22 protein-coding genes, 1 tRNA gene, 1 pseudogene and 1 riboswitch are annotated in these 24,838 nt (G+C 45.1%); of the genes and pseudogenes, 8 read left to right on the top strand and 16 right to left on the bottom strand.

Annotation, left to right across the window (positions count from 1 at the left end; all coding sequences use genetic code 11):
* The 3 genes from B3M51_RS01645 to B3M51_RS01635 form a co-directional block, all read right to left on the bottom strand.
* On the bottom strand, positions 1-593 hold a 593-nt coding region (locus B3M51_RS01645), incomplete at its 3' end, for an adenosylhomocysteinase (protein WP_292756387.1).
* A 14-nt stretch (positions 594-607) separates the two neighbouring features.
* The gene (gene metK / locus B3M51_RS01640) at positions 608-1,771 is read right to left on the bottom strand and encodes a methionine adenosyltransferase (RefSeq protein WP_292479429.1); all 1,164 of its coding nucleotides are present in this window, start codon (positions 1,769-1,771) and stop codon (positions 608-610) included.
* Positions 1,772-1,862: 91 nt separating this feature from the next.
* Positions 1,863-1,939, bottom strand: a riboswitch (S-adenosyl-L-homocysteine riboswitch).
* 52 nt (positions 1,940-1,991) lie between these two features.
* A complete protein-coding gene (locus B3M51_RS01635; protein WP_292756384.1) occupies positions 1,992-2,690 on the bottom strand; it encodes a M48 family metallopeptidase in 699 nt (232 codons plus the stop codon).
* Between the two features lie 77 nt (positions 2,691-2,767).
* Here B3M51_RS01635 and dusA point away from each other — a divergent pair, with 77 nt between their 5' ends.
* On the top strand, positions 2,768-3,751 hold the full coding sequence (gene dusA, locus B3M51_RS01630) for a tRNA dihydrouridine(20/20a) synthase DusA (RefSeq protein WP_292756382.1): 984 nt from the start codon (positions 2,768-2,770) through the stop codon (positions 3,749-3,751).
* Between the two features lie 322 nt (positions 3,752-4,073).
* On the opposite strand, the gene B3M51_RS01625 is transcribed toward dusA, so the two are convergent.
* The gene (locus B3M51_RS01625) at positions 4,074-4,853 is read right to left on the bottom strand and encodes an ABC transporter permease (RefSeq protein ID WP_292479426.1); all 780 of its coding nucleotides are present in this window, start codon (positions 4,851-4,853) and stop codon (positions 4,074-4,076) included.
* A complete protein-coding gene (locus B3M51_RS01620; RefSeq protein ID WP_292756380.1) occupies positions 4,850-5,773 on the bottom strand; it encodes an ABC transporter ATP-binding protein in 924 nt (307 codons plus the stop codon). The genes B3M51_RS01625 and B3M51_RS01620 overlap by 4 nt, the downstream gene beginning before the upstream one ends.
* A gap of 48 nt (positions 5,774-5,821) precedes the next feature.
* On the opposite strand from B3M51_RS01620, the gene mutH reads away from it, so the two are divergent.
* Positions 5,822-6,514 carry a DNA mismatch repair endonuclease MutH gene (gene mutH, locus B3M51_RS01615; RefSeq protein ID WP_292756378.1) on the top strand — a complete coding sequence of 231 codons (693 nt, stop codon included), beginning with the start codon at positions 5,822-5,824 and terminating at the stop codon, positions 6,512-6,514.
* A gap of 46 nt (positions 6,515-6,560) precedes the next feature.
* Entirely contained in the window at positions 6,561-7,880 is a 1,320-nt protein-coding gene (locus B3M51_RS01610; RefSeq protein WP_292756376.1) for a diguanylate cyclase, read from the top strand.
* On the opposite strand, the gene prmB is transcribed toward B3M51_RS01610, so the two are convergent.
* From prmB to hxlA (B3M51_RS01575), 7 genes are all read right to left on the bottom strand, one after another.
* Positions 7,877-8,800, bottom strand: a complete 924-nt coding sequence (gene prmB / locus B3M51_RS01605; RefSeq protein ID WP_292756374.1) for a 50S ribosomal protein L3 N(5)-glutamine methyltransferase — start codon at positions 8,798-8,800, stop codon at positions 7,877-7,879. The genes B3M51_RS01610 and prmB overlap by 4 nt on opposite strands.
* Positions 8,800-10,203: a 3-isopropylmalate dehydratase large subunit gene (leuC, locus tag B3M51_RS01600; RefSeq protein ID WP_292756372.1), complete on the bottom strand. Its 1,404-nt coding sequence runs from the start codon at positions 10,201-10,203 to the stop codon at positions 8,800-8,802. The genes prmB and leuC overlap by 1 nt, the downstream gene beginning before the upstream one ends.
* A gap of 128 nt (positions 10,204-10,331) precedes the next feature.
* Positions 10,332-10,871 (bottom strand): 6-phospho-3-hexuloisomerase, encoded by a 540-nt coding sequence (gene hxlB, locus B3M51_RS01595; protein ID WP_292756370.1) that lies wholly within the window; start codon positions 10,869-10,871, stop codon positions 10,332-10,334.
* A gap of 11 nt (positions 10,872-10,882) precedes the next feature.
* Complete coding sequence (gene hxlA, locus B3M51_RS01590) at positions 10,883-11,518, bottom strand: 3-hexulose-6-phosphate synthase (RefSeq protein ID WP_014707664.1); 636 nt, start codon at positions 11,516-11,518, stop codon at positions 10,883-10,885.
* A gap of 158 nt (positions 11,519-11,676) precedes the next feature.
* Positions 11,677-12,660: a transaldolase gene (locus B3M51_RS01585; protein WP_292756367.1), complete on the bottom strand. Its 984-nt coding sequence runs from the start codon at positions 12,658-12,660 to the stop codon at positions 11,677-11,679.
* A gap of 138 nt (positions 12,661-12,798) precedes the next feature.
* Positions 12,799-13,113, bottom strand: a complete 315-nt coding sequence (locus B3M51_RS01580) for a hypothetical protein (RefSeq protein WP_292479418.1) — start codon at positions 13,111-13,113, stop codon at positions 12,799-12,801.
* Positions 13,114-13,387: 274 nt separating this feature from the next.
* On the bottom strand, positions 13,388-14,029 hold the full coding sequence (gene hxlA / locus B3M51_RS01575; RefSeq protein ID WP_292356637.1) for a 3-hexulose-6-phosphate synthase: 642 nt from the start codon (positions 14,027-14,029) through the stop codon (positions 13,388-13,390).
* Between the two features lie 205 nt (positions 14,030-14,234).
* On the opposite strand from hxlA (B3M51_RS01575), the gene B3M51_RS01570 reads away from it, so the two are divergent.
* The 3 genes and pseudogenes from B3M51_RS01570 (at position 14,235) to B3M51_RS14430 (ending at position 16,540) form a co-directional block, all read left to right on the top strand.
* Positions 14,235-15,068, top strand: a complete 834-nt coding sequence (locus B3M51_RS01570) for an HAD-IIA family hydrolase (protein WP_292756365.1) — start codon at positions 14,235-14,237, stop codon at positions 15,066-15,068.
* An 18-nt stretch (positions 15,069-15,086) separates the two neighbouring features.
* Positions 15,087-16,076, top strand: coding sequence for a dihydroxyacetone kinase subunit DhaK (gene dhaK, locus B3M51_RS01565; protein ID WP_292756363.1), 990 nt, complete (start codon positions 15,087-15,089; stop codon positions 16,074-16,076).
* Positions 16,077-16,096: 20 nt separating this feature from the next.
* Positions 16,097-16,540: pseudogene (locus tag B3M51_RS14430) on the top strand (GxxExxY protein).
* A gap of 32 nt (positions 16,541-16,572) precedes the next feature.
* Here B3M51_RS14430 and dhaL read toward each other — a convergent pair.
* From dhaL to B3M51_RS01550, 3 genes are all read right to left on the bottom strand, one after another.
* Positions 16,573-17,205, bottom strand: coding sequence for a dihydroxyacetone kinase subunit DhaL (gene dhaL / locus B3M51_RS01560; protein WP_292756361.1), 633 nt, complete (start codon positions 17,203-17,205; stop codon positions 16,573-16,575).
* Positions 17,206-17,364: 159 nt separating this feature from the next.
* On the bottom strand, positions 17,365-18,558 hold the full coding sequence (locus B3M51_RS01555; RefSeq protein WP_292756359.1) for a porin: 1,194 nt from the start codon (positions 18,556-18,558) through the stop codon (positions 17,365-17,367).
* 811 nt (positions 18,559-19,369) lie between these two features.
* Positions 19,370-19,445, bottom strand: a tRNA-Phe gene (locus tag B3M51_RS01550).
* A 134-nt stretch (positions 19,446-19,579) separates the two neighbouring features.
* On the opposite strand from B3M51_RS01550, the gene B3M51_RS01545 reads away from it, so the two are divergent.
* Positions 19,580-20,653: a hypothetical protein gene (locus B3M51_RS01545; RefSeq protein WP_292756358.1), complete on the top strand. Its 1,074-nt coding sequence runs from the start codon at positions 19,580-19,582 to the stop codon at positions 20,651-20,653.
* 45 nt (positions 20,654-20,698) lie between these two features.
* Entirely contained in the window at positions 20,699-23,821 is a 3,123-nt protein-coding gene (locus B3M51_RS01540; protein WP_292756356.1) for an efflux RND transporter permease subunit, read from the top strand.
* A 39-nt stretch (positions 23,822-23,860) separates the two neighbouring features.
* Here B3M51_RS01540 and B3M51_RS01535 read toward each other — a convergent pair.
* A partial coding sequence (locus tag B3M51_RS01535; RefSeq protein ID WP_292756354.1) for a hypothetical protein occupies positions 23,861-24,838 on the bottom strand: 978 nt, incomplete at its 5' end.

The raw sequence follows: 24,838 nt of genomic DNA, 5'->3' as shown, positions 1-24,838 counted from the left end.
AGATTGTCGAATTTTGATTTGGTCACTGAGTCGTTAACGTTGATCGCCGGGACTTTTAAAGCACCTGCTTTCATCATTTCATACAAACGATGAACGCCGGTGGTGGTTTCTTCCGACAGCCCTTTAACATCGTCGAGTAATTCCGGGTAATCCACATGCATCATCGTGGTTAAATCACCACCATCATCCAGAATCATATTCGGGCGCCAGCCATCGGTGCCAATGATCGTCTGACGAATACACCAGATAGCTTCTTCTTCGGTTTCACCTTTCCAGGCAAAAACCGGAATGCCCTGATCGGCAATGGCTGCTGCAGCGTGATCCTGCGTTGAAAAGATATTGCATGAAGACCAGCGCACTTCAGCGCCTAATTCAACCAATGTTTCAATCAACACGGCAGTTTGGATGGTCATATGCAGACAACCTGCAATGCGCGCACCTTTTAGCGGATGCTGGCCGGCATATTCTTCACGTAACGCCATCAATCCAGGCATTTCGCTTTCGGCGATTTTAATTTCCTGATGGCCCCATTTCGCCAGACTGATGTCGGCAACTTTGTAATCTGGTTTTAAGTTTTCTACTGCTGATTGCATGATAATTTCCTGTGTTAGTTGATTTTTGCTGCTTCACGTAAGACGGGAGCGAGGTCAGTTCGTTCCCAACTGAAGTCAGCTTCTTCACGTCCAAAATGACCATATGCGGCAGTTTGCTGATAAATGGGACGTACTAAATCCAACATTTTGATAAGACCAACCGGGCGCAGATCAAAATGCTCACGAACTAATGCGACAAGTTTATCTTCAGCAATTTTGCCTGTACCAAATGTATCCACGCTAATTGATGTAGGTTCTGCAACGCCAATGGCATACGAAACCTGGATTTCGCAACGATCAGCAAGCCCGGCGGCAACAATGTTTTTCGCTACATATCGACCTGCATAGGCTGCACTACGATCAACTTTTGAAGGATCCTTGCCGGAGAATGCACCACCACCATGGCGGGCCATGCCACCATAGGTGTCGACGATAATTTTACGACCGGTGAGTCCGCAATCACCTACAGGACCACCAATAATAAATTGCCCGGTGGGATTGATATGGTAACGAGTATTTTTTGTTAGCCATTCAGCTGGAAGCGTTTGTTTGATAATGAGCTCCATTACCGCTTCTTTCAGATCAGACTGGCTGATTTCAGGGTTATGCTGGGTTGATAGCACCACCGCATCAATACCGACCGGTACGCCATTTTCATAGGCAAATGTCACCTGGCTTTTCGCATCGGGACGTAACCACGGTAATTCCCCGCTTTTACGTACTTCAGCCTGACGTTTGACCAGACGATGTGCATAAGTGATCGGCGCAGGCATAAGCACTTCGGTTTCATTGCTGGCATAACCAAACATCAAGCCCTGATCACCGGCACCTTGATCTTCTTCTGTTTCACGATCCACACCCATGGCAATGTCACCGGATTGCTTACCGATAACCGACATGACCCCACAAGTCTGGCCATCAAAACCAACCTCGGAGCTGTTGTAACCAATATCCGTGATGGTTTTACGAACAATATCTTCCAAGTCTACCCAGGCGCTGGTTGAAATTTCGCCAGCCACGATCGCAACACCGGTTTTAATCAATGTTTCGCAGGCAACACGAGCGTGGGGATCTTTGGTCAGGATTGCATCTAAAACAGCGTCGGAAATTTGGTCTGCTACTTTATCTGGATGACCTTCTGATACGGATTCAGAGGTAAAAAGATAAGCATTACTCATAGACAACTTCCTCATTAAAATTCAAATAAGGTAATGATAGTTTAACTATGGGTAAAGTTCGGATGAAACGCCCATTACTACCAGTGACCTGTAATAATGAACGCCGTTTGGAATGTAAAATTGAATAAGCCTAGCAGAGTGTTCTCTGTCGCAGCGTTCCTTATCCAATGTGGCATATATTAATTCATAATGGAAAAATTACCAAGTTAAGCAGATCCGTTTAGATAACCAGCTGATGTCCATGATGTTTCAACCAACTGCGATGCTCACGGAAATTGGGGTCAAACTGCCCAACCAAATCCCAAAAGGCCTTTGAATGGTTATGCTGACGCAGATGACATAATTCATGAATGATGACGTAATCGTTTATCGACTGTGTGGCCTGAACTAATTGCCAATTAAGCTGGATATCTCCTTTTATATTACAACTGCCCCAGCGGGCTTTATAGCTTTTAATCTGAATCTGATTTGGCCGCAGCCCAGTTTGTTCAGCAAGCTGCTTTACCCGCTCCTTTAATAACGATTCTGCCTGACGTCTGTACCATCTGGTTAAGGCCTGTCTTATTTGCAAGGTTGTTACTTTTGACGGGGCCATAATCACCAGTTTCTGTTGATCAAATTGAACATGCAGTCGCTGGCGCTGAGGCTCCTGAATAATATGTAATGGATAGTGTTCGCCCATAAAAGGTTGTAATTCACCTTCAATAAATTGTCTCTTGGGCGGACGCTGCTGGAAATTCTTTAATTTATCCTCGATCCAGTGCTGTTTGCGCAGCACAAACTGTTTTGCCAACCATAAGGGCATTAATTTGGGTAAGTGCACAGTGACGTTGCCATCCTGAATTTTGATGGCGATGGTCTTTCTGCGTGTGCTTCGGACAACTGCAATGGAGAGATCGTTAATCTTGATGGTGCTCATCGACTGACTTAAAAAACAGATTAAATGGGCATTTTAGCGATTGATTTGCGAAAATGTCGGATTAAACAGGTTTTATTATGACTTTGACAGCCAATATTAAATTCGCCCATCGTTTATCACTGGCACCCATGCTGGACTGGACCGATCGGGATTTTCGTTATTTGTGTCGACTTATTTCCAAACATACCTTGCTGTATACCGAAATGATCACCACCGGCGCATTGCTCCACGGCGATCATCAACGCTTTCTGGACCATGATGAAATTGAATATCCTATGGCATTGCAGTTGGGTGGTAGTGATCCGGCAGAATTAGCAAAATGTGCCAAGTTAGGTGCAAAGGCCGGTTATCAGGAAATTAACCTGAATGTCGGTTGCCCCAGTGACCGTGTGCAAAATGGACGCTTCGGTGCCTGTTTAATGGCCGAACCTCAGTTGGTAGCTGAATGTGTGGTTGCAATGAAACAGGCAACCGATATTCCCATCACCGTTAAAACCCGATTAGGGATTGATGAGCACGACGGCTATGAATTTGTCAGGCAATTTGTTGACGCAATTTATCAGGTTGAAGTCGATGCAGTGATTTTGCATGCCCGTAAAGCCTGGTTAAAAGGTTTAAGCCCAAAAGAAAATCGGGATATACCACCACTTGAATACTCAAAGGTGTATCAAATCAAGCAGGAGTTTGCTGATTTGCATCTGGATATTAATGGCGGCATACACACGTTGGAAGAAGCCGAAAACCATCTGCAACAGGTAGATGGGGTGATGATGGGAAGAGCGCTTTATCACCAGCCATATTTATTGGCTGAAGCCGATAAACGAATTTTTAATGATGATCGTGTAATACCGAGTCAGCATGAAATAGTCGAATTGATGCTGCCATATATTGAAATGCGTATGAAAGAGGGGAGACCCTTGAAATCGATTACCCGCCATATGTTGGGTTTGTTTCAAGGCTTGCCCGGCGCACGTCGCTGGCGGCGGCACTTAAGTGAAAATGCCCATTTACCCGGAGCCGGGATTGAAGTCGTTCGCGATGCGCTCCAATTGATAGGCTGAGATTATAAAAGTAACCACAGAGGCACAGAGGACACAGAGATTTAATAAATGGGATAGGTATAAACGCTACTTCTACTCCCATTCTAAAGTGTGGTTTGTTAAGACTTTCTAAAAATAGTCCGCAGATTACGCAGATGGACGCAGATTAAATAAATGGTTTTCAGGTTGATTCAGTAATACATCACAAAAGGATCATGAGGGCTAACGTCTTTCAAACCGACTTGTTAAATCATTCATAAAGCATCTGCGAAAATCTGCGTAATCTGCGGATAAATCAATAATAAAAACTCCGTGTCCTCTGTGTCTCTGTGGTTCATAAAAATCAATCCCTCAAGCCAGTACCTTTATGCAGCAAATAAAGCGCATAGCTCGTCAGTGCAACTATAAAGCCCAGAATAATGGCAAACGCAGCTGCTACCGGAATATCAGAGACTCCTAAGATCCCGTAGCGGAACGCATTGACCATATATAAAACCGGATTCAACATGGAAACGTTTTGCCAGAATTCGGGCAGCAGAGAAATTGAATAAAATACGCCACCCAAGTAGGTCAGCGGCGTGAGGATAAAGGTTGGAATAATTGAGACTTCATCAAAGCTGCGCGCGTATAACGCGTTAATAAATCCGCCTAATGCAAACATGACGGCACTGAGAAAGACCATGCTAATGGTAATCCCGATATGTTGAACGGTAAGTTTGGTAAATATCAGTGAAACCAGTGTCACAATAAGTCCGACAAACAGGCCACGTGCTGCGCCGCCGACAACATATCCTGCGAGGATAATATAGTTGGGAACGGGCGAAACCATCAGCTCTTCAATATGGTTTTGAAACTTGGCACTGAAAAAGGACGAAGCAACATTGGAATAGGCATTGTTGATAATGGCCATCATGATGATGCCGGGAGCGATATATTCCATATAACTGAAGCCATCCATCTCACCAATTCGGCTACCAATGAGGTTACCGAAAATAATGAAATATAAAGTCATGGTAATCGCTGGCGGTAACAGTGTTTGAGCCCAAATCCGCAGGAAACGTCTGATTTCCCGGGTGACAATGGTTGAAAAGGCAATCCAGTGGTGCTGGCGGCGGTTATTCATTCGACAGACTCCGGACGTTCAACCAGGGTTAAAAATAATTCTTCGAGACGATTCACCTTGTTTTTCATACTCCCCACTTTTATGCCACGTTCAGTTAATACAGTGAATAAATCATTCAGGCCTTCCTGGCGCTGAAGCTCGACCTCTATGGTTGTTGGATCAACCTGATGGTATTCAATCCCCTGTAGCAAACTGCTGTCAGTCAGAGGTTCAAGCAAATCCAGTACAAAAGTCTCTTTATCAAGGCGATTCAATAACGATTTCATATCGGTATTTTCAACGATACGGCCCTTGTCGATGATGGCGATATTTCGACACAGGTTTTCCGCTTCCTCAAGATAGTGCGTCGTCAGGATGATAGTGGTGCCACGTTGATTGATTTCACGTAAAAATACCCACATCGAGCGCCGCAACTCAATATCCACACCCGCTGTAGGTTCATCCAATATAAGCAGCCGTGGATTGTGTACAAGTGCCCGGGCAATCATCAACCGGCGTTTCATACCACCGGATAATGAACGGGAGGCTGTGTGTCGTTTTTCCCAAAGTCCTAATTGCTTTAGCAAGACATCTGCACGCGGTTCCGCTTCTTTTGCTGGAACACCGTAATAACCGGCTTGAGTCACCAGAATGTGTTTAACCTGCTCAAAACCATTAAAATTAAATTCCTGTGGCACCAATCCGATATAACTTTTAGCCAGTTCGGTTTGACTGTCCAGATCGGCATCAAAGATGGTTACCGAGCCACTGGTTTTTGTGACTAATGACGTTAAAATGCTGATGGTAGTGGATTTGCCAGCACCATTTGGCCCTAACAGTGCAAAAAAATCACCTTCTTCAACCTTAAGGTTGATATCTTTGAGTGCTTCCAAGCCATTGCGATAGGTTTTATTCAGATGTTCAATAGTAAGCGCTTTCACCGGAATCGCCTTAAGCAGATTTAAACGTACTAGATTATCATGCCACTCATGTCTGATCATATTTACCCGGAACCGGTTCCAGTTTCTCCTCCTGCCTCTGAAGCTGAACTGATGCATCGTTGCCAGCAAATAGCTGGCAAAACGGTTGGTCAGCTTGCGCAGCAATCAGGCTTGGTGGTTCCGGCAGATTTGCGGCGTCATAAAGGTTGGTTAGGCAATCTACTGGAGCGCATTCTGGGCGCCGATGCCGGTAATCAGGCGGAACCGGATTTTGTTGCTCTGGGTATCGAATTAAAAACCATTCCACTGAATACCCGTGGTGAGCCAAAAGAATCGACATATGTCTGCACGGTGACACCCAAAGCGCTGTCTGAAACGCATTGGCAGACATCATGGTTACGTCGTAAAGTGAGCAAGGTTTTGTGGTTGCCGGTTGAAGCCGATAATGCTATTGCATTAGCAGATCGATTTATTGGACAGGCTATTTTATGGCAGCCCTCGGAACAGCAGGAAACAGTTCTGCAGCAGGACTGGGAAGAATTGATGGAAATAATGATCGCTGAAGGTGCCGTGACAGCGAAACTGGGACGTTTTTTACAGATAAGACCCAAGGCAGCCAATAGCCGGGTAATTACCCGGCAGATAGGGCATGACGGCGAGGAAGAATGGTATCATCCTTGTGGTTTTTACCTTCGGACAAGTTTTACGCAACAAATTCTGTCAGGGAAAGCTTGCTGTTAATGTTCAGCAACAGGCAGAATGCACATTAGAATAAAGGATTGGCATAGTGCAAAAACTCAATGCATTAGTAGTAGACGCATCTACTGAATTTCGAAATAAGGCTCGTGCGCTATTGTCGGCTGCCGGGTTTGAAGTGGACCACGCAGAGACCGGGAATCAAGGTCTTGAACATGCTCAGCAGACACGATATCGATTAGTCTGTTGCAGTGATGATCTGCCAGATATCGCTGGTAGTGAGTTCTGCGGTCAATTACGTGCTATCAACGGCTATGATTACGCTGCTGTGCTGGTGATGACGGAAACCGATAACGCCCGCACCCTCAAACAGGCATTACTGGCCGGTGCCACCGACATCTTCAGCAAACATGACGAATCTGAATTAGGCATTTATGTGCAACGCCTGGCTCAGCGTGAAACCCGCCAGTTATCTGGCCGGGTACTGTTTATCGAAGATTCCAGGGTTTTACAGACCATCATTATCGATTTATTAACCGATATGGGGCTGGATGTTGATGCTTATACCTTTGCAGAAGAGGCATGGGAGGCATTCAGTGGCGGCGATTATGATCTGGTGATTACCGACATCATGCTGGAAGGAAGCATGAGTGGTATTACCCTGGTCAGAAAGATACGTCGTTTGCGTGAAGACTATGGCAATGTGCCCATCATAGCCACTTCCGGGTTTGATAATGTATCCCGCAAAATTGAGTTATTTCATCTCGGTGTAAATGATTTTGTCTCCAAACCGATTGTCCGTGAAGAGCTGCGTCAGCGGGTGTTTAATCACATAACCAGCTATCAGAATTTCCGTGAATTAAGGGCACAGCAAAACTCATTATGCAGCCTGGCAATGCTGGATGAACTGACGCAATTATTTAATCGTCATGCATTACGTGAATTTGCCGGTAAATATTTAAGTGAGGCTTACCGATTCAAACGTGACTTGGCGATGGCGGTTATCGATCTGGATCATTTTCGGGCCATTAACGAGCAATATGGTTTTGTCCGTGGGGACAATCTGCTGGCAGAATTGGGTAACTGGCTGAAACGCCACGTCCGTGATGTTGATATGATTGCCCGCTGGTCCGGCGAAGAATTTGTCTTGTTGTTGCCAGGCTGTGACAATCAGACTGCAGCATTATTGATGCAGCGTATGCAGAAACGGCTGACGCGATTCAAGCCCGCTGGTATCGCTATTACAATCAGTGTTGGTGTGGCAACGCTTCGACAGGATAAACAGGATACGCTTAACAGCCTGTTTGAAATGGCTGATCGGGCGATGTATCAGGCTAAAATGGCAGGTCGTAACTGTGTAAGGATTTTTGAGTCAGAATCTGAAAATCCGGTGATCGAAACTCAGGACTAAGCGGCTGCAAACTCAGCACATTGCGCTTGGGTGAGCATAAAGATCCCATGACCACCTTGATCCAAGTCCAGCCATAAAAAATGAGTTTCCGGCCATCTTTCATCCACTGCGAGATCGCTGTTGCCTACTTCAACAAACAGTAATCCCTGTGGAGTAAGAAACTTTGCTGCGCCAATGATGATCTGCTCTACCAGAGCAAGACCATTATCATCAGCCTGCAGGGCATGGACCGGTTCATGGTGATATTCGGCTGGCAAGCTGGACATCTCAAGATCACCCACATAGGGGGGATTACTGATAATCAAATCGTATTGGCGAGATTGATTTAATTCCGTCCATAGATCTGATTTGATAAGCGACAGCTCATCTCCGAGCAAATGTTTGTTTTTATTAATCTGGGCAACGCTCAGCGCTTCATCACTGATATCAACGGCATCAACTTCAGCACCTTCAAACGTCATTGCCAGCGCAATGGCGATGCAGGCACTGCCGGTACACATATCCAGAATACGTTCGACCGAATCTGCATCCTGCAACCAGGGAGCAAATTGGCTATCAATTAATTCGGCAAAAGGAGAGCGCGGAATGAGTACACGTTCATCCACATAAAAGGGCAGGCCAGCAAACCAGGCTTCATGTGTCAGATAAGGTACTGGTACCCGTTCTTCAATTCGCCGTTTGACCAAGTGCAGTAAAGCCTGTTTTTCAGCACTACACAGCCGTGCATCGAGAAACAATTCCGGTAATTCAGTTACTGGAAGTTTCAGGCTATGCAGAATCAGTTGCGTGGCTTCATTAAATGCGTCGTTATTGCCATGACCAAAAAATAATCTGGCTTCTTCAAACCTTGAGGTGGTCCATCGCAGAAAATCACGCAAGGTACTGAGTTCAGCCTCAGCGGCTTGATAATTGGTCGCCATTAATGTGCAGTAATATCAACAAAATGGCCTGCAATCGCTGCGGCTGCTGCCATTGCTGGACTCACCAGATGCGTGCGGCCACCTTGTCCTTGACGTCCCTCAAAATTGCGGTTGGATGTAGAGGCACAATGTTCACCTGCTTCCAGACGATCTGCATTCATTGCCAGACACATTGAGCAACCTGGATCACGCCATTCAAAGCCTGCTTCTACAAAGATTTTATCCAGACCTTCCTGTTCGGCCTGTTGTTTCACCAAACCCGAGCCTGGAACAACCATCGCTTGCTTTACAGTAGCGGAAACTTTTCCACCTTTAATTGCAGCTGCAGCTTCGCGTAAATCTTCAATACGTGAGTTGGTACAGGAACCGATGAATACTCGATCCAGACGGATGTCCTTTACTGGCTGATTCGCATTCAAGCCCATGTATTTCAACGCTTTGAGCATACCATTTCGTTTCACGGCATCACTTTCTGCTGCGGGATCTGGAATATTGGCATCCACAGGAACCACCATTTCTGGGGATGTGCCCCAGGTAACCTGAGGTTTGATTTGGCTTGCATCAAGCACCACGACCTTATCAAAATGTGCATCGGCATCACTGTGTAAGTCACGCCAGGCGGCAACAGCTTTACCCCAGTTTTCTCCTCTAGGAGCAAAAGGACGATCTTTCAGATAATTAATGGTTGTGTCATCTACAGCGATCATTCCAGCACGGGCACCGGCTTCAATCGTCATGTTGCACACGGTCATCCGGCCTTCCATGGATAAATCCTGAATAGCTTCACCGGCAAATTCAATGGCGTAGCCGGTACCGCCAGCGGTACCAATTTCACCAATAATGGCCAGAACGATATCTTTGGCCGTAATGCCTGGGTTTACATGACCTTCGACTTTTACCAGCATGTTCTTGGATTTGCGTTGAATTAAGCATTGCGTTGCCATTACGTGTTCAACTTCTGATGTACCAATACCAAAAGCCAATGCACCAAAAGCACCATGCGTAGAGGTATGCGAGTCACCACAAACTACCGTCATACCGGGTAGGGTAGCGCCCTGTTCCGGACCGACAACATGCACAATGCCCTGACGTAAATCATTCAGGCCAAACTCAGTAATACCAAATTGTGCGCAATTTTGATCCAGCGTTTCAACCTGTAACCGAGAAATTGGATCAGCAATACCTTGTTCGCGATGGCTGGTCGGTACGTTGTGATCCGGCGTTGCCAGAATTGAATTCAAGCGATATGGAATACGGCCAGCCAGACGCAAGCCTTCAAAAGCCTGCGGGGAGGTGACTTCGTGAACCAGATGACGATCAATGTAAATCAGTGCAGTACCATCCTGTTCACTGCGGATAACATGTTGATCCCATAATTTGTCATAAAGTGTTTTGGCGGACATAACTCTCAGAACCGGTTTAATTTAAATAGCCAAATATTATACCGTTTTGAGAGGTGAGAACGACAGACATAAAAAAAACGGGCAACCCGAAGGTTACCCGTTTTAATTTTATTGCTAAGGAAAAGTGGTTATTCCATATTAGCGTGTCTATATTTCATTTCTTCTTCTGGAATACCTTTCTCATGAATTAAATGAGAAACAATAGCTTCCAGGAAAATCAAAGTAGACAATTCAAACATGGTTCCCATTGGCATGCCCTTTGTTGGGGCAAAGCTGCTATCAGTACCAATCTGAATTGTTTTATCTGCGATATCACCAATCGTTGAACTGGATTTTGAACAAATCAAAACCACTTTAGCGTTCTCAGATTTAGCTTTATTCGCAAACGAAACCAGCTGTGTTGTTTCGCCAGAACCCGAGATAACGATTAACAAATCGCCTTCACGGATACTTGGTGTACTGATTTCACCTTGAACATAGACGGTATAACCACTATGCATCAATCTCATACCCAGAAAGTTGCCTACCAGTCTTGAACGACCTGCGCCAGTGATGAAGATGCGCTTGGCACCATCACACATAGCAACAAATTCGGCTTCAAGTGAACTGTCAGTTGCTTTCAGAATATCAGTGATTTTGTTTACAACTAGATCACGATGCATTGTCATTTTACTAATCCTTATGCTGCGTCAACCAATGCACGCAGTTCTTTAGCAGATTCTGCTGGAGAAGGTGCGCCATAGATTGCAGCACCAACAACAACGATATCAGCACCAGCACGAACTGTGCTTTGGATGGTGTCTTTGTTGATACCACCAGCAACAGAAACTTTAACATTCAGACCCAGACCAGCGATGGTTTTCAGATCTTCGAATGGAGTTTGACCAGCAGCTTGAGCGTCCAGACCAGTGTGAACACCGATGATGTGCGCGCCGTTAGCAGCAGCTTGTTTTGCAACAGCAGATTTATCTTCAACACCGATCAAATCGATTTGAGCTTCTGCATTGTTAGCGTTTGCAGCTTTGATAACACCTTTCATGGTCGCTTCATCAGAAGCACCCAATACAGTAGTGATATCACCACCAGCTTCAAAGAAAGGAGTTGCTTCGTATTCACCAGCATCCATAGTTTTCAGGTCAACCAGAATTTTCTTGTCTGGGTGAGCAGCTTTCAGAGCTTTAACTAATTTCAGACCGTTGTACTTGATGCAAGGTGTACCGATTTCCAGAATATCGACGTAAGGTGCGACTTGTTCAGCCAGCGCCATAGTTGCGTCAAAATCCAATGAATCCAGAGCCATTTGAATTTCAGCCATGTGTATTTACTCCTAAAAATTTTAATAAAAATTATTGCCACGCTTCGCAGTGCGAGCGGGACTATAGTTCAGAATTTGGCGATAAGTCAATTGAGCCAAAATCTGTTGAATCAGGTTGCGGATAATCCGTAACCTGATTGCAGATTGCTAATCAATAATTAGCTTTCCAGATTTGCCAGACGTGTAGCCAGCAGTTCTTCCAGTGATTCCAGTGCTTTGGCAAAACCATCAATACCTTCTGACAGTTTTTCTGCCGCCATGCGGTTTTCTGCATGCATGGCATCGAAAGTGGCTTTGTCCAAATTCAGTTTTGCAACATCAGATTGAGCTGCAACTTCTGGAGACAGTTTACGCTCCAGGGTGCCTTCTGTGTTTTGTAATTCATCTAACAGTTTTGGAGAAATTGTCAGTAAGTCAACACCTGCCAATTCAGTAATCTCACCTACATTACGGAAACTTGCACCCATAACTTCGGTGTTATAGCCGAATTTTTTGTAATAGCTGTAGATTTCAGTAACTGAAAGCACACCTGGATCTTCATGAGATTCATAAGAATCACGGCCAGTATCATTTTTATACCAATCAAGGATACGACCAACAAATGGAGAAATCAGTGTAATACCATTTTCAGCACAAGCTACGGCTTGGTGGAGACCAAACAGCAATGTCAGGTTACAGTGAATACCTTCTTTTTCCAAAACGGCTGCAGCCTGGATGCCTTCCCATGTAGAAGCAATTTTGATCAGAATACGATCACGTGAAACACCCGCTGCTTCGTATTGTGCAATCAGGTCACGGCCTTTAGCGATAGTGGCTTCAGTGTCATAAGAAAGACGTGCATCTACTTCAGTAGAAACACGACCTGGAATGATTTCCAGAATTTTCAGACCAAAAGAAACGGCCAAACGGTCAAAAGCCAGAGAGACAACTTCAGATGCAGGTGCATCAGCACCAAGCGATTGACGTGCTGCTTTCAATGTATCGTCAACAATACCTTGATACTGAGGCATTTGTGCTGCAGCTGTAATCAGTGATGGGTTGGTTGTTGCATCACGTGGAGTGTATTTTTCAATTGCTTGAATATCACCCGTATCAGCAACAACGACGGTCATTTGCTTTAATTGATCAAGTAAATTCGCCATTTTCTTACCTTCTTGAGTTAGTTTGTAGAGCTGTTGAGCTTAAAAAATTTTAATATCACGAAGACCATAGCCGGTTTAAAACCGACTGTTTTCCCACCATCATTTGGTGGCGGGTAAGTTATTCGTAATAAAGGCTAGTTAAGCTTTGCTGCGAATATAACGCTCAACACCGGTTAATGGAGCGGCATTAGCTTTGCTGCGAAGATATTTTTCAACACCTGTCACAGGTTTATTTGCTGACAGTTTGTTGCGAATATATTTTTCAACGCCAGTTAATTTTGAACCGCTTTGTGATTGGTTGCGGATGTAGCGTTCTACACCAGTTAAACCATCATTTGTATTTTTCGGTGCTGCTGCAGTTTTTGATTCCGGTTTACAACAACTATCATTGTCAGACGAAAACAAGCCTTTAAAAAAGCTGCAGATTGAAGCAAAAAATCCTTTATCACTCATGAGTATACCCCTGTTACATTTTTAACCCCATCTGCCCAACATGATGAGGTTGGTGCAACGGGTAAATTACTATTTTAGATTCTGTGTGGCAAGCCAGCAGGATTGCAGACTACGGATTATAATCACGCTCTGCTGTTTTTGACCAATTTATCTGCATGGTCAATAAGTTATACCGGCAGAACTTACAACATGAAATCCGGATGAGTCAGCTAAGCGTAAAAAAAACGAGTGGCACAGGGCCACTCGTTTTTATTTATGCTACTGTTTGTTCTGCTTACGCAGCATCAACCAATGCGCGCAGTTCTTTAGCAGAATCTGCTGGTGAAGGTGCACCGTAGATAGCAGCACCAACGACAACGATAGTTGCGCCAGCTTGGATTGTTTTCTGAATGGTATCTTTGTTCAGACCACCAGCGACAGAAATGCGAACACCCAGGTTCAATGAAGCGATTGCTTGCAGATCAGCAAATGGTGTTTGACCAGCTGCTTGCGCATCCAAACCAGTGTGAACACCGATGATTTGCGCACCGTTTTTAGCGGCTTCAGTTGCAACAGCTTTTTTGTCTTTAACGCTGATCAAGTCAATTTGAGCTTCTGCATTGTTAGCATTGGCTGCTTTGATAACGCCGCCCATAGTTGCTTTGTCAGATACACCCAGAACAGTACAGATGTCTGCGCCTGCTTCATAGAATGGAGTTGATTCATATTCACCAGCATCCATTGTTTTCAGGTCAACCAGAATCAGGTTGTTAGGGAATTTGGTTTTCAGGGCAGTGACGATTTCTAAACCATTGTATTTGATGCAAGGTGTACCGACTTCAAGAATGTCGACATAAGGTGCAACTTGTTCCGCCAATGCGAGAGTTTGATCGAAGTCCAGAGAATCCAGAGCCATTTGGATAAGTGCTTTTGCCATGCTGACATGCTCCTAATAATTGATTTAATTTGTAGTTTTACGTTGAAAATACGCTCGCAGACTATAAAGCACAAGGTTCATTTATGTCAATTTTTCCGGGTTTTTAACGATTTTCGCGTTTGTTTATAACTGGACAGTCTATTTTGTTCTGTGCGACGCTTTTTGGAGTTTCACTTTAATTACACTATTTGATAAGCAGGTAATCATGCAAACAATCAACGACCTGGGTGCATTCATCATCGATATGGATGGTGTCTTATGGCAGGGTAGTAAACCATTGCCGGGTTTAACAGAGTTTTTTTCTACGTTGCGTGCCACAAAAATTCCATTTGTGCTCGCGACAAATAATGCCAGTCTGACGCAACAACAATATCTAAAAAAACTGGCAGATATGGGCGTTGAGGTGTCAGCCAAAGAGATTCTGACCACCAGTATGGCGACTGCCCGCTATTTGGTTGATACATTGCCTGCAACGAAACGGCGAGTATTTGTCATCGGCGAGTCCGGTCTTATCGAACCATTGCAACAGCAGGGTTTTACCATAACATCGACCTATTATCCTACTGATCCTGATGCAGAAACAGGTGATATCTGGGCAGATATTGTGGTTTCTGGTTTGGATAGGCAACTGAACTGGAACAAATTGGCTACAGCAACCTTAAATCTCCGGGCTGGTGCAGAATTTTATGCGACTAACGCCGATACGACCTTACCCACTGAATTAGGTGAAGTCATGGGAAATGGTGGTGTGCTGGCAGCATTAACCGCTGCGACGGGAATTGAACCAATAGTCATTGGTAAACCGGAACCCATTTTGTATCAACAGGCTTTTGAAATTCTGGGTACTGATAAACATAATACAATCGCCATCGGTGACCGATTGAACACAGATATTTTAGGGGCCGTGAATGCCGGTATGCGCAGTATTATGGTGCTAACGGGAGTGTCATCTGAAGCTGACCTGGCGGAGATTGATTACAAACCGGATTGGGTTTTCCAGGATATTCAGGAAATAACAGCGTTATTAAAACAGCTCTAAAGAGAGAGGAGTGAGAGAATGAAAAAAATAATTAATCACGTTGATAATCTGCTTTATGAAAGTCTTAATGGCTTTGCTAAAGCACATCAGAATATTGTTTCGCTGCAACAGCAACCTGCCTTTGTGCGACGTGCAACCATTTCAACTGAACCAAAAGTTGCACTTATATCCGGTGGTGGTTCGGGTCATGAGCCATTGCATACCGGACTGGTAGGCAAAGGCATGCTGGATGCGTCCTGCCCGGGACAGATCTTTACCTCTCCAACCCCGGATCAAATGCTGGCCGCGGCAGAATCCGTTGAAAATGGTGCTGGCGTGTTGTTCATTGTTAAAAATTACGCTGGCGATGTGATGAACTTTGAAATTGCCGCTGAAATGCTGGAATGTCAGCACGAAACAGTATTAGTAAAAGATGATGTTTCGTTACCTGAAGCACATAGCACTGGCCGTCGAGGTGTTGCAGGTACCTTGATTGTTGAGAAAATGGTCGGTGCTGCGGCTGAGCAAGGTAAAGATCTCAGCCAATGTAAAGCATTAGGCGATCGTGTAGCCAATAACACAGCATCAATGGGCTTTGCGTTAACCAGCTGCACTGTTCCTGCCGCAGGTCGGCCAACTTTTGAGCTCAGTGAAAACGAAATTGAAATGGGTGTGGGTATCCATGGTGAAAGAGGGCGCGAACCGATGACCATGAGTTCCGCTGAAGAGTTGGTTCAACATGTCACTGCGGCGATTGATAAAGAATTAAATCCTCAACCAGGACAGCAGGTGCTTTTGCATGTAAATGGCTTTGGTGCGACGCCATTGATGGAGCTTTACCTAGTATTCGATCTGGCCGCTAAATTCTGGGAAGCAAAAGGAGTTGAAATCAAACGCTCGTTAGTAGGTAACTACACAACATCACTCGACATGGCTGGTTGCTCGGTTACATTAACGTTACTGGATGAAGAAATGACTGCCTTATGGGATGCGCCCGTGCATACCGCAGCACTTCGTTGGGGCTGCTAATTTTTAATTAATCGACATGGATGTCGCTGTGGTTTGAGCTTTTATTAGAGATCCGCAGATTACGCAGATGGACGCAGATTATGCAAAAGGATATTGAAACGTATGCCGTTATTGGCGCAGCGATGAAGGTGCATTCCGAATTGGGGCCAGGATTTTTAGAAACGGTATATCAGTAAGCTTTAGAGATTGAGTTTCAGGACAAAAACATACCTTACGAACGAGAAAAGCTTTTGCCTATCTTCTATAAAGACAGGCAATTAGCAACTTTTTATAAAGCAGATTTTGTATGTTTTGGGACAACAATCATTGAATTGAAAGCATTGCAAAAGTTATCCGGCAATGAAGAAGCTCAAGTAATCAACTACCTTAAGGCCTCCCATTTAAACAAGGCATTATTATTGAACTTTGGCTCAAGAAGTTTACAACACCAAAGATTGGTCCTGAATCTGCGGCCATCTGCGTAATCTGCGGATAAATAACTACCAGAACTCTGTGATTAATGATTTTCAATAATCAAATCAGCAATAGCACACAACATCAGCTGGCTGGTGCGGGCGCCGGCATCGATATGTCCCCGGGCCCGTTCGCCCAGAAAGGATGCACGGCCTTTAGTTGCAAGCATATCCTTAGTCGACTCCATCCCTTCAATCGCGGCTTTTTTCATATCTTCCAGAGCTGCGGACAATTCAACCTCATTTCTAATGCTTTGTTTTAGGCTAGTTGATGCCGGAATTAAAGCATCCAGCATGGTTTTTTCACCAATATCCGCTTTACCGCGAGCTTTGATTGATTCAACCCCAGCGGTAAATATTTCGGTCATACCTGTTACATCTAACGTTTTACCTTTCGCTGTTTTGCCCATGGTGACAAACATGGATCCAAATAATGATCCTGATGCACCGCCCATGGTAGACATCAATGTCATGCCGATTTTGCTCAACGCGGCCGAAAACTCGAGTTGTTCCAGTTCTTCACTGTTTTTCAGCAAAGCCTCAATTCCACGCTGCAGGTTAATCAGATGGTCGCCATCACCTATTGCCTGATCCAGCTGAGCAATTTCGTCAGCATGAGCAGTTATTGACGCTTTGATAGCATCGATATAAGGCATAAGCGGCAGATTGTTAGACATATTTACCTCAGAATTTACGGATAAAACAACGGATACTTTAGCGTAAATACTAAGCCTTTTTACAAACTGTAGAAATTGAAAGCAAAAAAAAGCCCCAACCCGAAGGTTGAGGCTTTTTATCAGTTTTAAACTAAACCTGAAGGTTTAGAAAATAACTTCTTACCAGCTGATGAAACCACCGATAGCCAGAACATCAACTTCATCTTCATCAGATTGAATGTGATATTCAGTTTCCATGCGTGAGTATTCAGCAACCAATTTCAGGTTAGCTGTAACGTCATGGTAGATACCGATTGTAGCCATGCTGTTTGAATCTAAGTCACCAAATGAACCATCTGAAACAACACGAGTATTGTCACGGTCCAAAGTTGATTCACCGTAAGATGCTGCGACAAATGTTTGACCACCAAAACGGTAGCCTAACTGAGCATAGTAACCATCACCTTCACGAGCACTACCATCAGTGTCAAATGCACCTAGACCCAGACCACCAATACCTTGGCCTTCACCATCGTAATATGCAGCAACTGCTTCAAAGCCACCCAGTACTAATTGACCACCTACAGTATATGCGTCAGAACGTTCGTCACCAACTGCATCACTAAAACGGACTTTTTGAGTCATGCCGTCTAACCACAGTTTGAAAGAACCGCCATCAAATGCTGATGCATAGCTAGCAGATGCTTCAAAACGAGAATCTTTTTCGAAACCAGTGCCTTTAGCTTGCAAGTATTCATCACCATCAACAACAGCCAAGGCAACTTTGAAGCCATTCATATCTACTGAAGTCCAACGAATTTGTGAACGCCAGTTAGCATAGTCATAACCGTAACCGATACGACCCAGTGAAGTTACACCAGTGTTTTGATCACCAGCAGCAGACAGACCAGTCGCACCAACACCATACAGAGTTTGGTCTAACAGGATGTTGTTCGCTGAGTAAAGACCTAAGCCTTTACCTAACATGATTTGACCGAAAGCACCGTCTACAGTGGCAAACGCTTCACGTTGCTCCATAGGGCCGTTACCTTGCTCAAGTGGGCCACCAGTGTAGCTGCCATCGTTAGTTGATGGAGAAATAGAAACACGTGCAGCAACAGTCAAACCATTAATTTCTGGGGCTTTAACATTGAAGCCAAAGAAAGTTGGTAACAAGCCGTTGGCTACGCCTTGGTTGTTTTGATCAACGCCATCTACGCTGTCTTGATCTGAAGCGATAAAGAACTGGTTGATGTTACCGTCAACGCTAAATTCATATCCGTTTTCGCCGCCAACAACGATTGTCGCGTTAGCTGCGCCGGCTGCTGCGAATGCCGCTGCGCCGACTAATGTAGCAAGTGTAGTTTTTTTCATGTCTGTTCACCTTCTAGTTGTTAACAGATTACTTTAAGTTTCTCTCGTAACCGGAATGTTTCGCGGTTAAGACTGTATTTTCCACATCTACAAAACCTTTGCAACACTTTTACAACAAAAAATTGTGAATTTGGTCATTTAGATACGAATGTGTGTGTTTTTTACAACAACGTGGGTTTTCTAACTATATATAAGGCAAAAAGGAAATTAACCAAAGAGACACAGAGGGCACGGAGATTTGATAGAAATTTATCCGCAGATTGAGCAGAGATAAAGATGCCATAGTGCCGAATCTCCTTGTTTCCATCTTCATTGAGATAAATATTAACCACAGAGACACAGAGACACAGAGACACAGAGGACACAGTGATTAATTTTTATGGCTTAAGACGCTGAACCCTGAATATCAGTGAGAAAAAATTCCATCCGCAGATTTCGCAGATGAACGCAGATTAAACTTTGATAACTTTATTGATGGGCACTTTGGCCTATCAATAGACCATAGCTCGATTTTGATTAATTCAGCGTTGTAGAAAACACTCATACTTCGCCATCTATTTAACTTGAGCTTTGTGGTTGCTGTGTGTCCATGGTTAATGTTCATATCCAAACATAGATGGGTTGCATAGCAACTTCCATGAAAGCATCTTTAATTACCATCTGCGAAAATCTGCGTAATCTGCGGATAAATTTCTATCAAATCTCCGTGCCCTCTGTGTCTCTGTGGTTAATCGTCAAAGAAAATATAGATGTCAGAATAACGGGCAATAAAAAAGCCCGGGTTGCAATGCAAACCGGGCTTTGAATTCGATGGTGGCTCGACCTGGAATCGAACCAGGGACACAGGGATTTTCAATCCCTTGCTCTACCAACTGAGCTATCGAGCCAACAAGGTGCGGTATTAAACCTGCACGCGTGCTTGCTGTCAAGTCATGTTCAGCATCCTGGGAAGTTCTCCTTGTAGCATTTAGACAGCCATGCTGTAATGACGGGCAGTTTTGCATCGGGGCAGCAAATAAAAATGAATTCCAGTCAGCGTATTTTATTGTGGATCGTCAGTGTTTTAGCGATAGTTGCAGCACTTTATTTTTTGTCGCCCTTATTGGATTCGTTCGACCCATCAGATAATCATGTTGTTAAAGAGTTTGATGACGATGACAATGAAGATGATGTGCAGAATCATCAGTTTGCGCTGTCGGTTGAGTTAACCGAAGCCGCACAAAAATTGGCCTCCATCGAAAGTCAGACATTGATGGAAAGTTTCTATACTCCCGAAATACGAGCTATGGCAGTGGTTATACCGACCCGAGAGCTGCAATTAGCTCACTCGCGCTGCTCTGAAGCAAAAATGAACCTTCGTATGGCTAAGGTTAATGAACAGGGGATGAGTAAAGAGTTATCGCGATTAAAAACGCTCCAGAAAGCGACCGGGAGTGTGGCTTCAAAAGAAGTGAACTATGCGCAAACTAATTTATCACTCGCTCAGGCTGAATCTGAATTAAAACAGCAATTGTTAGAAAATTGCCACGCTGAAGTGCGCCAGCAATGGCCTCAACCCGTTGCCGACTGGGTTATTAACGGTGGTGAAGAGTTCAATCTGCTGATGTCGCGGGAACAGTCGATTATTAAAGTCACTTTGCCCCCCAAACAAAGCCTGAATCCAAACGTTGATACTGTGCGATGGCAACAACCCCACCAGCAAAATAATGTTGGTCAGGCGCAACGGCTTGCCGCTGCCATCAGTGTCGATCCGGTGTTAAGTGGCGAAACCTGGTTTTTCCTCAACAAATCATCTTCTTTGCAGGAAGGTGCAAAGTTACAAGTATGGGTGCCTACTGAGCAGGGTGCATTTTCAGCGGTGCTGATTCCTTATCAGTCAGTGATCTGGTACGCGGGCCAGCCATGGGCCTATTTGCACATGGATGAACAGCGTTTTCAGCGTATTTCGTTACTGAATGGCCATGACTCAGTAGAAGGTATGTATCTGCAGCAGGGATTCCATCCGGGCGACGCTGTTGTGACCTCAGGTGCTCAGACATTGTTATCTGAAGAATTCAAATGGCAAATTCATGATGAAGACGATGATGATGACTAGCCAAATCATCAGTACCTCCTTATTCGATAATTAACAGGAACACGGATGCTTTCTCATTTGGTTGCCTTTTCGGTTCGTGCCCGCGGTGTGGTACTGGCATTAGCGTTATTAATGTTGGGCTATGGTTCCTATCAGCTCTACAAAGCCAGTCTGGATGTGTTTCCAGAGTTTGCCCCAAAGCAGGTCATTATTCAGACCGAAGCGTCAGGATTTACCGCCGAGCAGGTGGAAACCCTGGTGACTCAGCCCATTGAAAACGCACTGGGTGGTCTTCCCGATGTGATGTTTGTGCGTTCAGCTTCGACGCCCGGACTGTCCGTTGTAATCATTACCTTTGAAGATCGAAGCGATATTTATCTTAACCGCCAGTTAGTCTCTGAGCGATTGATGCCTGCACAGGGACAATTACCGCATGGTGTTGGTCCCGCTTTAATAGTGCCTCTGGAATCCTCTTCCGGCACCATCATGACCATCGGGTTAACATCCGATCAGCAGAGCCTGATGCGGTTGCGGGAAATGGTGGACTGGACATTAACCCCCAGATTGCTTGCCGTAGATGGCGTAGCCGATATCAATGTGTTCGGTGGTGCAGAGAAGCAAATGCAGATCCAGCTCGATCCGCAAAAGCTGGCTTTATACCAGTTGTCACCAATGGATATAGTTACAGCCGCTCGGGAAGCTACTGTATTGCAAGGCAGCGGATTTATTGAAAACAGTAACCAGCGGATGATGCTGCAAGTGGTTGGCTTTCCAGTGAGTGCTGAAACAATGGCGAAAGTTGTGATTCGTCAGCAGGGGCAATCTGTGCTGCATCTGGGTGATGTGGCAACCATCGAATACGGCCCTGCACCTGCTATCGGTGGGGCCGCAATCAGTGGTGAACCTGGCATTGTATTGATGGTGATCGGTCAATACAAAGCCAATACTCTGGCGGTAACCCAGGCCATCGAAACGGCGTTGAATGAGTTTCGTGACGGGTTTGAAGTTGATGGTATTGAATTGCATGACGATTTATTCCGCCCGGCCAACTATATCCAAACGTCGCTGGCGAATATTCAACATCATCTGCTGGTCGGTGGTGGTCTGGTACTTTTAGTGCTGTTTTTATTCCTGTTCAATTTACGCACGGCGATTATTTCGATGACAGCCATACCGTTGTCATTGTTTGCCGCGTTGATAGTGCTGCTGGAATTCGGCGTCAACATCAATATTATGGTGCTGGGGGGGTTGGCTATCGCGCTGGGTGAAGTGGTTGATGATGCGATTATTGATACCGAGAATATTTTCAGACGACTGCGTGAAAATGCTGGATTAAAAGAACCCCGCCCAGTTATTCAGATTGTTTATGAAGCCTCAATGGAAGTTCGTGGGTCGGTTGTTTATGCCAGCTTAATTGTAATGCTGGTGTTTGTGCCTTTATTAACTTTGGGCGGAGTGGCTGGAAGAATGTTTGAGCCATTAGGTCAGGCTTATATTCTGGCGATTCTGGCGTCGTTATTTGTGGCGTTAACGGTCACACCGGCTTTATGTCATGCGTTACTCAGTCGGATTGGGGTTACCCGAACTTCTGAGCCACCATTGATTCACTGGCTGCAAATCCTCTATGGCCGCGTCTTAAAAGTCACTTGTCAATTCCCCAAACTGATGATAATCAGCGTATTGGTGTTGTGTGTTGCAGGAGCCAGTCTGCTGCCTTATTTCGGTGGACGTTTCCTGCCAGAGCTGCGTGAGGGGCATTACATTATTCACACAGCCAGTGTGCCCGGTACCTCGCTGGAGGAGTCCTTGCGAATTGGCGGGTTGATTGAACAGCAGGTAGCTGCAATACCTGGGGTTCGAGCTACATCACAATGGGCGGGACGTGCAGAGCGCGGCGCCGATACATTTGGCACCCATTACAGTGAATATGAAGTGGACCTGGAGCCACTTTCGGGCCCTGAGCAACAAGTTATTCTGGATGAAATTCGTGAAATTCTGGAAGCATTTCCGGGTATCAGTTCTGAAGTAAACACCTTCCTGACCGAGCGGATTGATGAAACCATTTCCGGTTATACCTCGCCGGTGGTAGTCAATATATACGGCTATGATCTGGATGCACTTGATTATAAAGCGCGCGAAGTGGCTGAGGTGATGGCCGATATCGAGGGAGCCACAGATATACAGCTACGCGCTCCGCCTGGTGAACCCCAGCTGCAATTACGCATTAAACTCGAAGAATTACCACAATGGGGCCTTCAGCCCGCGACGGTGATGCAGAATATCAAAGCAGCATTTGATGGTATTCAGGTTGGGCAGATATCTGAAGGTAACCGTTTGTTTGATATTCGGGTGGTGTTGTCACCCAATTTACGTGAACAGCCGCATCAGATTCTGAGTATGCCATTACGTACTTCAGATAACAGGATGCTGACTCTGGGGGATGTCGCCGAGTTACAGCAGGTTTCCGGCAGACATGCGATTCTGCATCATGGGGCTCAGCGATTACAAACCATTACCTGTAATGTCACCGGACGTGATTTGCGTTCATTCTTCCAGGAATTACAAAAACGGGTACATGAAGATGTTCAGTTCGATGCTGATACCTATCCCGAGTTTACCGGTACAGCTGTTGCTGAGGCTGAATCACGTAAGGATCTGATGATTCATTCCATTCTGGTTGGACTTATTGTTCTCATTTTATTGTATATGGCACTGCGCAGTGTGCGTAACACCTGGCTAGTATTACTGAATTTACCCTTCTCGTTATTGGGGGGTGTGGTCGCAGCGTGGTTAACAGGTGGTGTGCTGTCGATTGGTTCGCTGGTGGGGTTTGTTACGCTGTTTGGAATTACCTTGCGAAATGCCATTATGCTGGTCTCACATTATCAACATCTGATTGAACATGAGGGTAAGGCCTGGGTGATGGAAACGGCTATTCAGGGAGCACTGGAGCGTCTGCCATCAATTTTGATTACTGCATTGGTCACTGCATTGGCGATGTTGCCGATAGCAATTAATGCAGACAGTCCGGGACGCGAAATTATGGGGCCGATGGCGGCCATTATTATCGGCGGGCTGATTTCATCAACGTTGCTGACTTTACTGGTATTACCCAGCGTGATGTTGCGTTATGGTGAGTTTAACAAGCAACGACTCACTCAAACGGAAACCACCATGCAAAGGCAATAATGCCGAGCACTATCAGTATCAAGATTATTTCAACAATCATCAGCGACCGATAGCAAAGGTTTCTGTTGTATTGTTGCGTTGCTCAGCAAAGAATTGGTAAATCTGTTTGATTTCATCGCTGGAAAAGCGGATTAAAATCAGTTCCTGTCCGGGACGAATCAAGTCAGGATCATAGCCCATGGTGTGAGTATTGAAGTTATAAACGTAGCTGGTCGATACTTTATCATGCAGAATCTTGCCTAAAAATGAACTTAGTCCGGTTGGCAACGGTTCATCTGCATCTGCCGGAATCAGTACACTGACTTTTTGGTCTGAGCCATCTCGCTGCAGGCGGATTCCCTGTCGAAAATTGCGAATCAAGCCGGTCTGGATAATGCCCCAGAGGCCCTGAATATCTTCATCCGTTACCCGGTGCAGATAAAACAGGCTGTCCTGCATTTCTTCTGAATCACTGTCAATTAAGTCGGCGATATCAAGCTTTTGTACACCACGGCTGATGGTGACAGAAATCTGCTGATCCTCTGGAATACCTGACTCGGCCAGCTCGCTTGCTTTAAGTTGTTTTACCTGTTTCTGCTTGCGAATTTGAGTTACTGGCGCCTGGTGATCGATATCTTCACGTTTTAACAACTCCACCAGCGGGGCGGTAATTGTCTCACCTTGTTCAGTCACGATGGTAATCGGCGCGATATGATCCTCTTCCTGAGTTTCCAATTCCTGCAATGTGGTATTTTCACGGGTCTCTTCGGTATAACGAAGGGTAACCGGAGTATCATCGCTAAGCGATTTGTCCTCCATCAGACTTTTTAATGTGGTGACGCGTTGTTCGAGTTCTGGCAGAGCAATAATACTGTCCGGGCGGACGAACATATCGTCATATTCATTGATAATGATCGTATCTGCATCAGAAATTGCCAGATTATCCACAAACGCTTCTGCTTCCTGTTCACGTATGGTTTCACTATCCGGCACTTCATCAGCGGAACGAATAATTTCCAGCGGTAAATCAGGTTCGAT

It is taken from the genome of Methylophaga sp. UBA2689 (genome assembly GCA_002354555.1).
Lineage (GTDB): Bacteria > Pseudomonadota > Gammaproteobacteria > Nitrosococcales > Methylophagaceae > Methylophaga.
Note: the sequence above shows the minus strand (reverse complement) of the source record. Positions and strands in the feature narration are given on the sequence as shown.